Here is a 14,423-nt window from a genome sequence, read left to right on the forward strand (position 1 = left end):
CTGGGGCACACCACAAGAGCAAACGGGGCGGGGAACGACCATGATGGGACCGGCGCACTCACTGTCAGGAGCAGCGGCCTGGCTGGGGGTGGGGGCGGCGGCGGCCGCGGCCGGACATCCGATGCCCTGGCCCGTGCTCGTCGTCGGGGCCCTGATCTGCGCGGGGGCGGCCCTGGCACCCGACCTCGACCACAAGTCCGCGACCATCTCGCGCGCCTTCGGACCCGTCTCGCGGAGCATGTGCGAGATCGTCGACAAGCTGTCGTACGCCGTCTACAAGGCCACCAAGAAGCCCGGCGACCCGCGCAGGTCCGGCGGTCACCGCACCCTCACCCACACCTGGCTGTGGGCGGTCATGATCGGCGGCGGCGCGTCACTCGTGGCGATCACCGGCGGCCGCTGGGCGGTGCTCGCGATCCTCTTCGTCCACCTGGTGCTGGCGGTGGAAGGTCTGCTGTGGCGGGCCGCCCGCGTGTCCAGCGACGTCCTGGTGTGGCTGCTCGGCGCGACGAGTGCGTGGATTCTGGCCGGCGTACTGGACAAACCGGGCAACGGCGCCGACTGGCTGTTCACCGGCGACGGCCAGGAGTACCTGTGGCTCGGCCTGCCGATCGTGCTCGGCGCGCTGGTGCACGACATCGGTGACGCGCTCACGGTGTCCGGCTGCCCGATCCTGTGGCCCATCCCACTCGGCCGCAAGCGCTGGTACCCCATCGGGCCGCCGAAGGCGCTGCGGTTCCGCGCGGGAAGCTGGGTGGAGCTGAAGGTGCTGATGCCGGCGTTCATGCTGCTCGGGGGAGTGGGCGGCGCGGCGGCGCTTAATTTCATCTGACGCTTACCGTTCGGGTGAACTCTCCCGGACCCGCTGCCGGGAGTGCCAAGATCTAGTTTCTTGAGATCATGGAACTCTCGGATATGACGCGTCGTCAGTTCACTGTGCGCACCGGGACGGTGGCCGCCGCCGCTGCCGTCACCACCGTCGCCGGGGCGGACGCCGCCACTGCCGCGCCCGCCGCACCCACGGCCCCCCGCTCCACCGCCGACTGGAAGACGTGCCTCGCCGTCGCCCGCGCCCTGCTGGTGGTCGGTGAGGACAACAGGCCCCTGGTCCCGGAGTACGAGAAGATCCTTCTCGGTGACGGGCTGCCCAAGTCCGGCGCCGCGCGCAGGAAGGTGCTGGTGATCGGCGCCGGACCGGCCGGCATGGTCGCCGCTTCACTGCTCAAACGAGCCGGTCACCGCGTCACGGTCGTCGAGGCCAACGGAAACCGCGCGGGCGGCCGCATCAAGACGTTCCGTACGGGCGGCCACGAGAACGCCAAGCAGCCGTTCGCCGATCCGAAGCAGTACGCCGAGGCGGGCGCCATGCGCATCCCCGGCAGCCACCCGCTGGTCATCGGACTGATCGACCACCTGGGCATCGAGCGGCGGCCCTTCCACTACATCGACGCCGACCCCGACGGCAAGCCGGTGTACCGCACCTGGATCCGGGTCAACGGGATCAGAGCGCGCCGCGCCGACTACGCCAAGAACCCGCGGGCGATCAACCGCTCTTTCGGCGTCCCCTGCACATACCTCGACGTCCCGGCGTCGGAGATCGTCCGGCAGGCCCTGGACCCGGTACGCGACGAGTACAGCACCCGCCGGCCCGACGGCACCCGGGTCAACAAGCCGATGCCCGAGCGCGTCGAAGGCTGGGCCCGGATCATCCAGCGCTTCGGCGACTGGTCGATGTACCGCTTCCTCACCGAGCACGCGAAGCTGGACACCCGCACGATCGACCTCATCGGCACGCTGGAGAACATGACGTCCCGGCTCCCGCTGTCCTTCATGCACAGCTTCATGGGCGCCTCCCTGATCAGCCCCGGCACCCAGTTCTACGAACTGACCGGCGGCACCGCGGTACTCGCGGACGCCCTCCTCGACGACGTACGCGACGAAGTGCGCTTCGACCGGCGCGTCACCCGCATCGAAACCCGCGAGGAAGGCGCTCCGGGGCCGCGCGTGCTGCTCCACACCGTCTCCGAGGGGCGCGACGGCAAAGTCGTGCGCGAGCGGTTCTCCGGCGACACCGCCATCGTCACCGTCCCCTTCTCCGGGCTGCGGCACGTGCAGGTCTCGCCCCAGCTCTCGTACGGCAAGCGCCGGGCCGTGTGCGAGGTGCACTACGACAGCGCGACCAAGGTCCTGCTCGAATTCAGCCGCCGCTGGTGGGAGATGAGCGAGGCGGACTGGAAGCGCGAGCTGAACGCCATGGAACCCGGCCTGTACGACGCCTACCGCAAGGGGCGGGTCCCGGACGACGGGCGGCTGCTCGGCGCCCACGCCTCCGTACCGCCCGGCTACCTCACCGAGGACCAGCGCACGCACTACGCGGCGCACTGCTGGGTCTCCCGTGACCAGCCGGAGGCGGCGGAGGTCATCGGCGGCGGATCCGTGACCGACAACCCGAACCGCTTCATGTTCAACCCGTCACACCCCGTGCCGGGCAGCGACGGAGGCGTCGTACTCGCCTCGTACAGCTGGGCGGACGACGCCCGGCGCTGGGACTCCTACGACGACGAGGCCAGGTACGCGCTGGCGCTGCGCGGCATGCAGGAGGTGTACGGGCAGCGTCTTGAGGTGTTCTTCACGGGCGTCGGCCGCACCCAGAGCTGGCAGCGCGACCCGTACGCCTACGGGGAGGCGTCCGTCCTCCTGCCGGGACAGCACACCGAGATCTTCCCGGACATGCGTACCGTGGAAGGCCCGCTGCACTTCGCCGGCTGCCACACCTCGCTCAAGCCCGCCTGGATCGAGGGGGCGCTGGAGTCCGCGGTCCGCGTGGCGCTGGAGGTTCACGGCGGCCGCTGACGGCGTCACGTGTCGCGGGGAGGCCGGCGCGGCTCCGGCCGGCCTCCCCGCGGCACACTCCAGGGTGCGATGTGACCCCGTTCGCGGAGAGTTAACGCCGCTGTAAAGTGCCGAGTTGCTGTTCGGTGCCTTCTCCTGGACACAATGGTGTCAGCACTCGACACCACGTCACGAGGGGGGGAGGGGAACCATGTTGCGGATCACCGCGGCCGTCAAGGCGCTGCTGTTGGCGGTGTTCGCCCTGCTCTCCCTCACGGTCGCGACCGGCAACGCCGTCGCGGTGGCCTCCGCCGTGGGGCACGCGGCCGTCGCCGAGCCGGAGACGGCGCCGCCGGTGATGGGGCAGGGTTCCTGTTCGCCCGCCGACGCCGACACCAAAGCCCATCCGGGCCAGGTCCGCCGTGGGCAGCGGCCGGAGACGGACGCCCCCCATGCGGCCGTCCGCGTGGCCTGCGCACTGGCCTCCCCGCCCGCGGAGCTCCCGCGGCACACCCTTCCGGTCGACGACAACGCGCCGTACTGCCACGCCCCTTCCAGATCCGGGGACCTCGCCATCACCCTCCGGGTATTCCGCTGCTGACGCGGCCGTACGGACCGATGTCCCGCAGGCACTGAGCCGTACGGACCGGTTTTCCCGTAATTACGCACCGATACGTCATCACGGCACTGCCATCGCTCCTGGAGGCGATCCCCCCATGCAGACCTTCATCGACCATGCCCGCTCCCTCGGCGAACGCATAGCGGCGCACGACGAGCAGCGCGATTGGTTCGGGCGGCTGTCGGCCGGTCAGTCCCCGCAGGCGCTCTTCATCACCTGCTCCGACTCCCGCGTCGTCCCTTCCCTGATCACCGGCGCACGCCCCGGCGAGCTGTTCGAGCTGCGCACGGCGGGCAACGCGGTGCCCGGCTACAGCGCGGACCGGCCCAGCGGCGAGGCCGCGACCATCGAGTACGCGGTGAGCGTGCTCCAGGTCCCCGACATCGTGGTGTGCGGGCACTCCCACTGCGGGGCCGTCGGCGCGCGGGTACGCGGCGAGGACCTGCGGGCCGTACCGGCGGTCGCCGGATGGCTGAACAGCCAGCTGCCGGACGACCTGAACGGACTCCACGAGGACGCGGACACGGAGGTGGCGGCGGCCGTCCAGCGCCACGTTCGCGAGCAGTTGGAGCGGCTGCGCGCCTACCCCTGCGTGGCGGAGCGCCTGGCCGCCGGACAACTGCGGCTGCACGGCTGGTACTACGCCGTGGGCACCGGACTCGTCCTGGCCCACCAGCCCGCCGCCGACGCCTTCCTCCCGCTGTGAGCGCGGGCGTGAACCCCGTCACCAAGGCCGTCGCGAACCTCTTCCGAGGACGGCGCGGTCCGGGCGACCTCCGGGCCGACTTCACCGCCTCGCTCGTCGTCTTCCTGGTGGCGGTGCCGCTGTGCGTGGGTGTGGCCGTCGCCTCCGGCGTCCCCGCCGAACTCGGCCTCGTCACCGGGATCGTGGGCGGGCTCGTCACCGGGCTGCTGCCCGGCAGCAGCCTCCAGGTCAGCGGACCGGCTGCCGGAATGACCGTGCTCGTGTACGAGGCCGTGCAGGAGTACGGCATCGGCGCACTCGGCGTGATCGTGCTGGCCGCCGGGGTGCTGCAACTCCTCATGGGCGCCTTCCGGCTCGGCCGCTGGTTCCGGGCCATCTCGATCGCGGTGGTGCAGGGCATGCTCGCGGGCATCGGACTGGTGCTCATAGCCGGGCAGTTGTACGCGCTGGTCGACGCCGACGCACCGGCCGGTGGCCTCGCGAAGATCGGCGGCCTCCCGGGTCTCGCGGCCGACACCCTCGGGTCGGGCCCTGCCCTGGCGGCGCTCGGCATCGGGGTCGGCACGGTGCTGGTGCTGGTGCTGTGGCCGAGGATTCCGGCCGCGGCGCGCGTACTGCCCGCCCCGCTCGCGGCGGTCGCGCTGGCGACCGCCGCGGCGGTCGCCTTCGACCCGCCGGTCGCACGCGTGGAGGTCAAGGGGCTGCTGGACGTCATACAGCCGCCGGCCCTCTCCGACTTCGCGGGACTCGCCGAGATCGGCCTGCTGGGCACCGTGGTCGCCTTCACCCTCATCGCGTCGGCCGAGAGCCTGTTCAGCGCGGCAGCGGTGGACCGGCTGCACGACGGCCCGAGGACCGACTACGACAAGGAGCTCGTCGCCCAGGGCGCGGGCAACGCGGTGTGCGGGATGCTCGGCGCGCTGCCGATGACAGCGGTGATCGTACGCAGCTCCGCCAACTTGCAGGCCGGGGCGCGCACCAAGGCGTCCCGCGTGCTGCACGGTGTGTGGCTGCTCGTCTTCGCCGCGCTGTTTCCGGCGGCTCTCGGCGTGATCCCGGTGGCGGCACTGGCCGGTGTGCTGGTGCACGCGGGCTGGAAGCTGATCCCGGTGAAGGAACTCGCGCCGCTGTGGCGGGAACACCGGGGCGAAGCGGTGGTGCTGGGAGCCACGGCGCTCTCGATCGTCGTGACCAACATGTTCGAAGGGGTACTGATCGGCCTGCTGCTGGCGGTCGCGAAGACGGCATGGGAGACGTCCCACGTCCACGTCGAGGTGTCCGGCGCCGACGAGAACGAGGACGAGCTGGGGCCGGTGCGTGTCCGGGTGCTCGGCAACGCCACGTTCCTGCGGCTGCCGAAGCTCCTCGACGAGCTGGAGGCGCTGCCCCGCGACCGGCTGATCGAACTCGACCTCTCGGGCCTGCGCCACGTGGACCACGCCTGCGGCGCGGCCCTGACGGCCTGGACGGACCGCCACAACGAAGCGGGGCTGAAACCCGTACGCGTCGCGGCCTGACCGGTCCCGGCCCGCCGTCTCATCGGCGTACCGGCACCAGAGCCGCCACAGATCACCACCAACCGACCCGCGAGACCGCCGGCAACGTGCCGGGCTCGCGGGTCGCGTGGCTGTGACCGGCCTGGGGTCGCCGCCCCATCCGGGGAAAGGGGCCCCGTAGGGGGTGGTGCTGTGGGCGACGCGCCGCCCACTCGCCGCCCCGCCCGCCCCCGGGCTGGGGCCCGGGGGCGGGCAGCCAGTGCGCCGCGCGGGGTCCCCGCCCCCCGCCCCCTCACGTGACCGGGGCGGGGTCGGCGCGTACGCGCGAAGACCGCGCCGCACGCCGCGGCCCGCTACCCGTGCCAGGAGCGCCAGAGCGCCGCGTACGCGCCGTCCGCCGCCACGAGTTCGTCGTGGCTGCCCAGTTCGCTGATCCGGCCTTCCTCGACCACCGCGATCACATCCGCGTCGTGCGCTGTGTGCAGCCGGTGGGCGATGGCCACGACCGTACGGCCGTCGAGGACGCGGGCCAGCGAGCGTTCCAGATGGCGGGCCGCGCGCGGGTCCAGGAGCGACGTCGCCTCATCCAGCACCAGCGTGTGCGGGTCCGCGAGTACCAGATGGGCCAGCGCGACCTGCTGCGCCTGCGCCGGGGTGAGCGCGTGGCCGCCCGAGCCGACCTCGGTGTCGAGGGCGTCGTCCAGCGCCCGCGCCCAGCCCTCCGCGTCGACCGCTTCGAGCGCCGCCCACAGCTCCGCGTCGTCCGCGCCGGTGCGGGCCAGCAGCAGGTTGTCGCGCAGGGTGCCCACGAAGACGTGGTGCTCCTGGTTGACCAACGCCACGTGCTCGCGCACCCGCTCGGCCGGCATCCGCGACAACTCGGCGCCGCCCAGCGTCACTTCACCCGTACGCGGTGCGTAGATCCCGGCCAGCAGCCGGCCGAGGGTGGACTTCCCGGCGCCCGAAGGGCCGACCAGGGCCATCCGCGTTCCCGGCGCCACGTCCAGCGTCACCTTGTGCAGTACGTCGACGTCCGCGCGGTACCCGAAGTGCACCGCGTCGGCCCGCACCGCACGCCCGTCGGGGGCGACGAGCCCGTCACCGGCGTCCGGCTCGATCTCCCGTACGCCGACGAGCCGGGCCAGCGACACCTGCGCGACCTGGAGTTCGTCGTACCAGCGCAGGATGAGGTTGACCGGATCGACCAGCATCTGCGCGAGCAGGGCGCCCGTCGTGAGCTGGCCGACGTCGATCCAGCCCTCAAGGACGAAGACGCCGCCGATCAGCACGACCGAACACAGGATCGTCATGTGCGTGGTGCTGATGACGGGGAACAGCACCGACCGCAGCCACAGCGTGTACCGCTCCCAGGCCGTCCACTCCCTGACCCGCCGCTCCGACAGGGCCACCCGGCGCGCGCCGAGGCGGTGCGCCTCGATGGTCCGCCCGGCGTCCACCGTCTCGGCGAGCATCGCGGCGACCGCCGCGTATCCCGCCGCCTCCGAGCGGTACGCCGACGGCGCCCGCTTGAAGTACCAGCGGCACCCGACGACCAGCACCGGAACGGCCACCAGCACGGCCAGCGCCAGCGGCGGCGCGGTCACGGTCAGGCCGCCGATCAGCAGCCCCGCCCACACCACGCCGATGGCGAGCTGCGGCACGGCCTCGCGCATCGCGTTCGTCAGCCGGTCGATGTCGGTGGTGATGCGCGACAGCAGATCGCCGGTGCCCGCCCGCTCCAGTACCCCCGGCGGCAGGCCGACCGACCGTACGAGGAAGTCCTCGCGCAGGTCGGCCAGCATCTCCTCGCCGAGCATCGCGGCCCGCAGCCGCATCCGGCCGGTGAACAGCGTCTGCACGAGCAGGGCGAGTGCGAAAATCGCCGCCGTGCGTTCAAGGTGGAGTTCGCGCGCCCCGTCCGCCAGGTTCTCGACGAGCGAGCCCAGCAGGTAGGGGCCCGCCATCGAGGCGATGACGGCGACCGCGTTGAACGACACGAGCACGACGAACGCCCTGCGGTGCCGCCGCATCAGCTCGCGCACGTAGGTCCGTACGGTCGCGGGACTGCCGACGGGCAGGGTCGTCGCCGACTCCGGTGCCGCCGGGTCGTACGCCGGTGGTGCCACGCCGATCATGCCGATTCCTCGATTTCTTCCAGTACGCCGTGTTCCATAGGCCGCCCGATCGCGGCCTTCGCGGCGCTTTCGTCGTCTGTCTCGCGGGTGACGACCGCGCGGTACCGCGGGTCGGTGTGCAGCAGTTCGCGGTGCGTGCCGACCGCCGCGACCTCGCCCTCGTGGACGAGCACCACCCGGTCGGCCTGGTCGAGCACCAGCGGCGACGAGGCGAAGACGACGGTCGTACGTCCCGTACGCAGCCGCTTCACGCCCGCCGCGACCCGCGCCTCGGTGTGCGAGTCGACGGCCGAGGTCGGCTCGTCCAGGACGAGCACCTGCGGGTCGGTCACCAGCGAGCGCGCCAGCGCCAGGCGTTGACGCTGGCCGCCGGAGAGCGAACGCCCGCGCTCCGTGATCCGGGTGCGCATCGGGTCGTCCGTGCTGTCCGCCGACGCCTGCGCGAGCGCCGCCAGTACGTCGCCGCACTGCGCCGCGTCCAGCGCGTCCGCCGCCGCCACGTTCCCCGACGCCGGTACGTCGAGCAGCTCGGCGAGAGTGCCGGACAGCAGCACCGGGTCCTTGTCCTGGACCAGGACGGCGCCCCGCGCGGTGATCAGCGGCAGGTCGTCGAGCGCCACTCCGCCGAGCAGCGCCGAAGGCGGTGTCTCGCCGGTTCCGGTACCGGCGGCGGTGTCCGAGGTGGCGTGGCCGCCGAGGTGTTCCGCCAGCCGGCCCGCCAAGTCCGGGTCGCCGCACACCACGGCGGTGAACCGGCCCTCGGGTGCCAGCAGTCCGGTGGCCGGGTCGTACAGGTCACCGGACGGGGTCTGTTCGGTGGCGGGAACCGGTGCTTCGGCGCCTCGCGCCTTCGCCGTGCGCTCCAGCGACAGCACGCGCGCGGCCCGCTTGGCCGAGGGCCGCGAGAAGGAGTACGCCATGGCGATCTCCTCGAAGTGCCGCAGCGGATACAGCAGGAGCGTCACCGCGCTGTAGACGGTGACCAGTTCGCCGACGGTGACCCGTCCGTCGAGGGCGAGCTTCGCGCCGTACAGCACGACCGTGATCAGCAGCAGGCCCGGCAGCAGCACCTGGACCGCCGAGATGAGCGCCCACATGCGGGCGCTGCGCACGGCCGCCTTGCGTACCTCCTGCGAGGCGTTGCGGTAGCGGCCGAGGAACAGGTCCTCGCCGCCGATGCCGCGCAGTACGCGCAGACCCGCGACGGTGTCGGACGCCAGCTCGGTCGCCTTGCCCGCCATCTCGCGCTGGGCGTCGGCCCGCCGGGTCGCCTTCGGAAGCAACGGCAGTACGGCCAGGGCCAGTACGGGCACGCCGATGGCCACGACGATGCCGAGTGCGGGCTGGTAGACCAGCAGCCCCACGCACACGACGACGAGCGTCAGAGCGGCGGCGACGAAGCGCGAGAGCGCCTCGACGAACCAGCCGATCTTCTCGACGTCGCCGGTGGAGACCGCGACGACTTCACCCGCCGCGACCCTGCGGGTCAGCGCCGAGCCCAGCTCCGCCGTCCTGCGGGCCAGCAGCTGCTGCACGCGCGCGGCGGCGGTGATCCAGTTGGTGACGGCGGTCCGGTGCAGCATGGTGTCGCCGAGGGCGATGGTCACACCCAGCAGGGCGATCAGCCCGGCGGCGAGCGCCAGCCGGCTGCCGGATCTGTCGACCACTGCCTGGACGGCGAGCCCCACGCCCAGCGGCAGGGCTGCGACGCCGCACTGGTGCAGGAGCCCCCAGGAGAGCGACTTGAGCTGCCCGCCGAGCTGGTTCCGCCCGAGCCAGTAGAGGAATCGGGGCCCGGACCTGACGTCGGGGACGCCCGGATCGGGATACGGAAGATCGCGAATCTGCATGACGTCCCACGGTTCGGTGTACTGGCTGAAACCGTGCAAGGTTCGCGTTTTTCCACCAGAAGTGGCAATCGATTTATGAGCGTGGGGACACAGAACACGCCAAGATCCAACATCTCGCTCTGGCGCTCCCGGCCGTCCCGCGCTTCACTCCTGACGCATGAGACGACCAAAAGTCATGTGCATGCTCGCGAGTCTTGCCCTGGCCGCCGGATCGGTGTTCGGAGCGGGGCAGGCCGCCGCGGCGACCGTGCCGGACGCGACGACAGGCCCCGTCGGCCCGCCCGTCGAGTTCGGCAGCGACTGGCACGATCCCGTCACCGCCGCGCCGCCCGTCACCACCCCCGGCACCCGGTCCTGCCAAGTGACGGTCGCGCAGGCCGAGTTCCGTGACTTCACGCCGTACAAGGGCGGATACGCTCCCCCGAAGGGGTGCGGCGACCGGTGGAGCAAGGTCGTCCTCCGCCTCGAAGGCAAGGTCGCGGGGCGCCAGTACGACCGGCTCGGCTACCTGCATATCGGCGGCGTCGAAGTACTGCGCACCTCCACCCCGCAGCCCTCGCCCGAAGGCATCACCTGGTCCGTGGAGAAGGACGTCACGCGCTACAGCGACACCCTGCGCCGCGAGCAGCCCGTCGAGATGCTCATCGGCAACGTCGTCAACGAGACGTACACCGGCGTCATCGACGTCAAGGCGACCCTGACCTTCTACGCCGCCGAAGGCCGCACCAAGCCGGCCGCCACCCCGGACCGCGTCCTCACCCTCGACGGGCAGTCGCTCACCACCCCGCGCAACTCCGAGCGCATCCTCGCCGAGGTGTACGCGACGGGCTCGGGCGGCGGCTGCGAGGAGTACTGGTACCTGTCCGTCCCCGAGGAGGCGCCGTACTCCTGCAAGACGCCCGACGGGCCCTACCGCGAGGTGCAGATCAAGGTCGACGGGCAGCTCGCGGGCATCGCCGCGCCGTTCCCGACGGTCTGGACGGGCGGCTGGTCCAACCCCTTCCTCTGGTACGTGATCCCCGGCCCGCGCGCCTTCGACATCAAGCCCGTCCAGTACGACCTGACGCCGTTCGCGGGCAGGCTCAACGACGGCCGCCCGCACCGCGTGGAGGTCTCGGTGGTGGGTGTTCCCGAGGGGCAGACCGGCTGGAGCACCCCGGTCAATGTGCTGGTGTGGCAGGACGAGGGCAGCGAGGTCGTCACGGGCGCGCTCACCCGGCACGACAACGGCGCACCGGCCAACTCCTCGGCGTACACAGCAGGTTCGCAGCACCGCGTCGACACCAGGGGCGGCCACCGGCTCACCGTCTCCGGTCATGTGAACACCTCGCACGGCCGCGTCGTCACCACCGTCGACCGCACCCTCGCCAACACCTCCGTCCACCGCTGGACCGACGGCGAGAATGATGACGCGCTCAAGGGCACCTGGACGGACCACGAGACCGTCACCACCGACGGCCGCGGCCCGGCCACCGCCGTGCGCGCCCACCGCACGTACACGATGGACGGCACGACGACGCTGGGCGCCGGTGACCGGCTGCGTACCGTGCTCGCGCTCGGCGACCGGGCCGACACGGCCACGGAGCGGGGCGGCAAGCGGGTGTCCTGGTCGCGGCTGGACGACGCGTACGAGGGCGACGCGACGTACACCGCGAACGTCCCGCGCGACCAGCGGCACGCCGTGGGCACGTCGAGCGAGCGCTACCGGCTGCACGGGACGGCGGGCTGCTACGACCGGAGCCTGAAGACGGCGCAGGGAACCGTGACGGAGGACCGGCTGCGCTGCTGATCCGGGCGCCTGCGCGGCGGGACCGTGGTGATCACCGTGACGATCACTTGGAGCAAGGCCGGGTCACGCGCTCCAGCTCCAGCAGCACGGACCGGTATCCGCGCCCCGTCGCGCGCTCCATCCCCACCTCGCACATCCGGTTCGCGCAGAGATACACGTCGTACTCGCGCGCCCGGACCTCCGCGCCCTCCCGCGCCGTAGCCGACTCCGTCAGCTCCGGGTGCAGCATCCCGCGGTCCCCGGCGAACGCGCAGCAGCGGACATCGTCCGGCACGACGACTTCCTCGGCGCACGCCTGGGCGACGGTACGAAACCGCTCCTCGTCGCCCAAGTGGCGCATGGAACACGTCGGATGGAGGACGGCGGAGTCGGCCCGGCGCAGCACCGACAGGCGGGGGAGCAGCTCGTCGGCGGCCCAGGCGACCGAGTCGACGACGGTCAGCTCCGCGTGCAGCTCCCGGTTGGCGTCGGTGAGATACGGCACCACCTCGTGCGCGAGGCCCAGTGTGCAGGAGGACGCGTCGACGACCAGTGGCAGCGTGCCGCCCGCCGTCCACCCCCAGGCGGCCTCGACGATGCGGTTCGCCATGACGGTGTTGCCGGCCTCGTAACCCTTCGAGTGCCAGATGGTCGCGCAGCAGGTGCCAGCGACATCACCGGGGATCCACACCGGCTTTCCGGCGCGCTCCGACACGGCGACGACAGCCTGCGGGAGTGAGGGGCCCCAGTAGCGCTCCGGCTCACCGAAGACGCGGTTCACACAGGCCGGGTAGTAGACGGCGTGTGCGCCCGTGCGTGAGGTGCGGGGCAGGCGGCGGGCGGCGGCGCCCGGGATCTGCGGCAGCCACCGCGGCACCAGGTCAGGACGTACGGCCTTGCGCGCGAGACTCGTTGCCGCCTGGAGGAGCCGGTCGTCGATCCGGTCCGCGGCGGCCACCGCGAGGCGCGCGGCGGTCTCGACCGCCTTGAACTGTTCGGCGGCCAGCGCCGCGATCCGTTCCTCGCACGGTGAATGCCGGCGGTGCCTGAAGTCCTTCATCAGCGCGCCGGTGTCGATACCGACGGGGCACGCCAGCCTGCACGTCGAGTCCCCGGCGCACGTGTCCACCGCGTCGTAGCCGTACGCGTCGAGCAGACCGTCCTGGACCGGCGAACCGGCGGCCTGGCGCATCATCTCCCTGCGCAGCACGATGCGCTGGCGTGGAGTGGTCGTCAGGTCGGTGCTGGGGCATGTCGGTTCGCAGAAGCCGCACTCGATGCACGGGTCAGCGATCAGCTCGACCCTGGGGATGGTTTTGAGGCCGCGCAGATGCGCCTGGGGGTCGCGGTCCAGGACGACGCGCGGCGCGAGGACTCCGGCGGGGTCGATCACCTGCTTCGTACGCCACATCAGCTCCGTCGCCTTCGGTCCCCACTCCAGCTCCAGGAAGGGCGCGAGGTTGCGGCCGGTGGCGTGCTCGGCCTTGAGCGAGCCGTCGAAGTGCTCGACGGTCAGCCGGCAGAAGTCGTCCATGAAGGCGGCGTAGCGCGCGACGTCCGCCGGATCGGCGGCGTTGAAAGCCAGCAGGAAGTGGAGGTTGCCGTGCGCGGCGTGGCCCGCCACGGCCGCGTCGAAACCGTGCCGGCCCTGGAGCCGCAGCAGGGCCTCGCAGGCCTCGGCGAGCCGCGACGGCGGTACGGCGAAGTCCTCGGTGATCAGGGTCGTACCGGCGGGGCGGGCGCCGCCCACCGCCGTGACGAACGCCTTGCGGGCCTTCCAGAACCCGGCGATCGTCCGCGCGTCACGGGTGAACGCATTCGTCACCGAGGCGACCGGGGCGACCGGGACGGCCGGTTCGAGCCGGCTCAGCACCTCGGCCGCCGCCCGTTCGTACGCCCCCAGAGCCGCCTCGTCGGGCGCCCGGAACTCCACCAGCAGCGCCGTCGTCTCCTTGGGCAGCCGCGCCCAGTCCGCCGGTACGCCCCCGACGCTCACCGAGGCGCGCAGCGTATTGCCGTCCATCAGCTCGACGGCGGCCGCCCCCGCGTCGCTGAAGCGCGGGACGGCCGCGGCCGCCGCGGAGAGCGTGGGGAAGAAGAGCAGCGCGGCCGACAGCCTGCGGTCCAGCGGCAGCGTGTCGAAGACCACCTCGGAGATAAAGCCGAAGGTGCCCTGGGAGCCCACCATCAGGCCGCGCAGGATCTGCACGGGAGTCGCACCGTCGAGGAAGGCGTCGAGCCGGTAGCCGTTGGTGTTCTTGATCTCGTACTTGGCGCGGATACGGGCGGTCAGCTCCGCGTCCGCCTCGATCTCCGCCTTGATCGCCATGAGCGCCGCGCACAAGCCGGGTTCCGCGTCCGCCAGTTTCTCGTCGGCCGCCGGGTCCGCCGTGTCGACGACCGTGCCGGCCGGCAGTACGAAGGTGAGGGAGGCGACCGTGCGGTAGGAGTTGCGGGCGGTGCCCGCCGTCATGCCGGACGCGTTGTTCGCGACGACACCGCCGATCGTGCAGGCGAGGGCGCTCGCCGGGTCGGGGCCGAGGACGCGGCCGTGGCGCGCGAGGGAGGCGTTGGCCCGTACGACCGTCGTACCCGGACGGATACGCGCGCGGGCGCCGTCGTCCAGGACCTCGATGCCCGCCCAGTGGCGGCGCACGTCGACGAGGATGTCCTCGCCCTGGGCCTGGCCGTTGAGCGACGTGCCCGCCGCGCGGAAGACGACCTCGCGGCCCCTGCGGTGGGCGTACGAGAGCACCGCCGAGATGTCGTCGAGGTTCTCGGCGATCACGACGACCCGGGGGACGAAGCGGTACGGGCTGGCGTCGGACGCGTACCGCACGAGGTCGGAGACCTTCCACAGCACCTTGTCCGCACCGAGGAGCGCGGTCAGCTCGCCGCGCAGCGGCTCGGGTGTGCCGCCGGCCAGGGCGTCCGGCACCCGGTCCGGTGCGGGACCGTGCGGGGTGGCGGGGCGCAGGGATCCGGGGTCGGGCTCCAGCAGCGGCATTCAGGTCCGT

Annotated in this window: 9 protein-coding genes; 6 read left to right on the forward strand and 3 right to left on the reverse strand. The window is 72.1% G+C overall.

Annotated features, from left to right (window positions below; translation table 11 throughout):
* Positions 1–40 precede the first annotated feature (40 nt).
* From J7E91_RS22865 to J7E91_RS22885, 5 genes are all read left to right on the forward strand, one after another.
* Positions 41–832: a metal-dependent hydrolase gene (locus tag J7E91_RS22865; protein WP_214907786.1), complete on the forward strand. Its 792-nt coding sequence runs from the start codon at positions 41–43 to the stop codon at positions 830–832.
* Positions 833–900: 68 nt separating this feature from the next.
* Positions 901–2,853, forward strand: a complete 1,953-nt coding sequence (locus J7E91_RS22870) for an NAD(P)/FAD-dependent oxidoreductase (RefSeq protein ID WP_214907788.1) — start codon at positions 901–903, stop codon at positions 2,851–2,853.
* Between the two features lie 190 nt (positions 2,854–3,043).
* Positions 3,044–3,433, forward strand: coding sequence for a hypothetical protein (locus J7E91_RS22875; protein WP_214907790.1), 390 nt, complete (start codon positions 3,044–3,046; stop codon positions 3,431–3,433).
* Between the two features lie 115 nt (positions 3,434–3,548).
* On the forward strand, positions 3,549–4,157 hold the full coding sequence (locus tag J7E91_RS22880) for a carbonic anhydrase (protein ID WP_214907792.1): 609 nt from the start codon (positions 3,549–3,551) through the stop codon (positions 4,155–4,157).
* A gap of 8 nt (positions 4,158–4,165) precedes the next feature.
* Complete coding sequence (locus J7E91_RS22885) at positions 4,166–5,674, forward strand: SulP family inorganic anion transporter (RefSeq protein ID WP_214907794.1); 1,509 nt, start codon at positions 4,166–4,168, stop codon at positions 5,672–5,674.
* 332 nt (positions 5,675–6,006) lie between these two features.
* Here the strand turns inward: J7E91_RS22885 and J7E91_RS22890 are convergent, their stop codons facing one another.
* Entirely contained in the window at positions 6,007–7,788 is a 1,782-nt protein-coding gene (locus J7E91_RS22890; RefSeq protein ID WP_214907795.1) for an ABC transporter ATP-binding protein, read from the reverse strand.
* A complete protein-coding gene (locus J7E91_RS22895; protein ID WP_214907797.1) occupies positions 7,785–9,638 on the reverse strand; it encodes an ABC transporter ATP-binding protein in 1,854 nt (617 codons plus the stop codon). Before J7E91_RS22895 ends, J7E91_RS22890 begins: the two co-directional genes overlap by 4 nt.
* A gap of 157 nt (positions 9,639–9,795) precedes the next feature.
* Here J7E91_RS22895 and J7E91_RS22900 point away from each other — a divergent pair, with 157 nt between their 5' ends.
* A complete protein-coding gene (locus tag J7E91_RS22900) occupies positions 9,796–11,427 on the forward strand; it encodes a peptide-N4-asparagine amidase (protein WP_214907799.1) in 1,632 nt (543 codons plus the stop codon).
* A 43-nt stretch (positions 11,428–11,470) separates the two neighbouring features.
* On the opposite strand, the gene J7E91_RS22905 is transcribed toward J7E91_RS22900, so the two are convergent.
* Positions 11,471–14,413 (reverse strand): FAD-binding and (Fe-S)-binding domain-containing protein, encoded by a 2,943-nt coding sequence (locus J7E91_RS22905; RefSeq protein ID WP_214907801.1) that lies wholly within the window; start codon positions 14,411–14,413, stop codon positions 11,471–11,473.
* Between the last annotated feature and the right edge of the window lie 10 nt (positions 14,414–14,423).

The organism is Streptomyces sp. ISL-99 (genome assembly GCF_018614005.1).
Classification (GTDB): Bacteria; Actinomycetota; Actinomycetes; order Streptomycetales; family Streptomycetaceae; genus Streptomyces; species Streptomyces flavidovirens.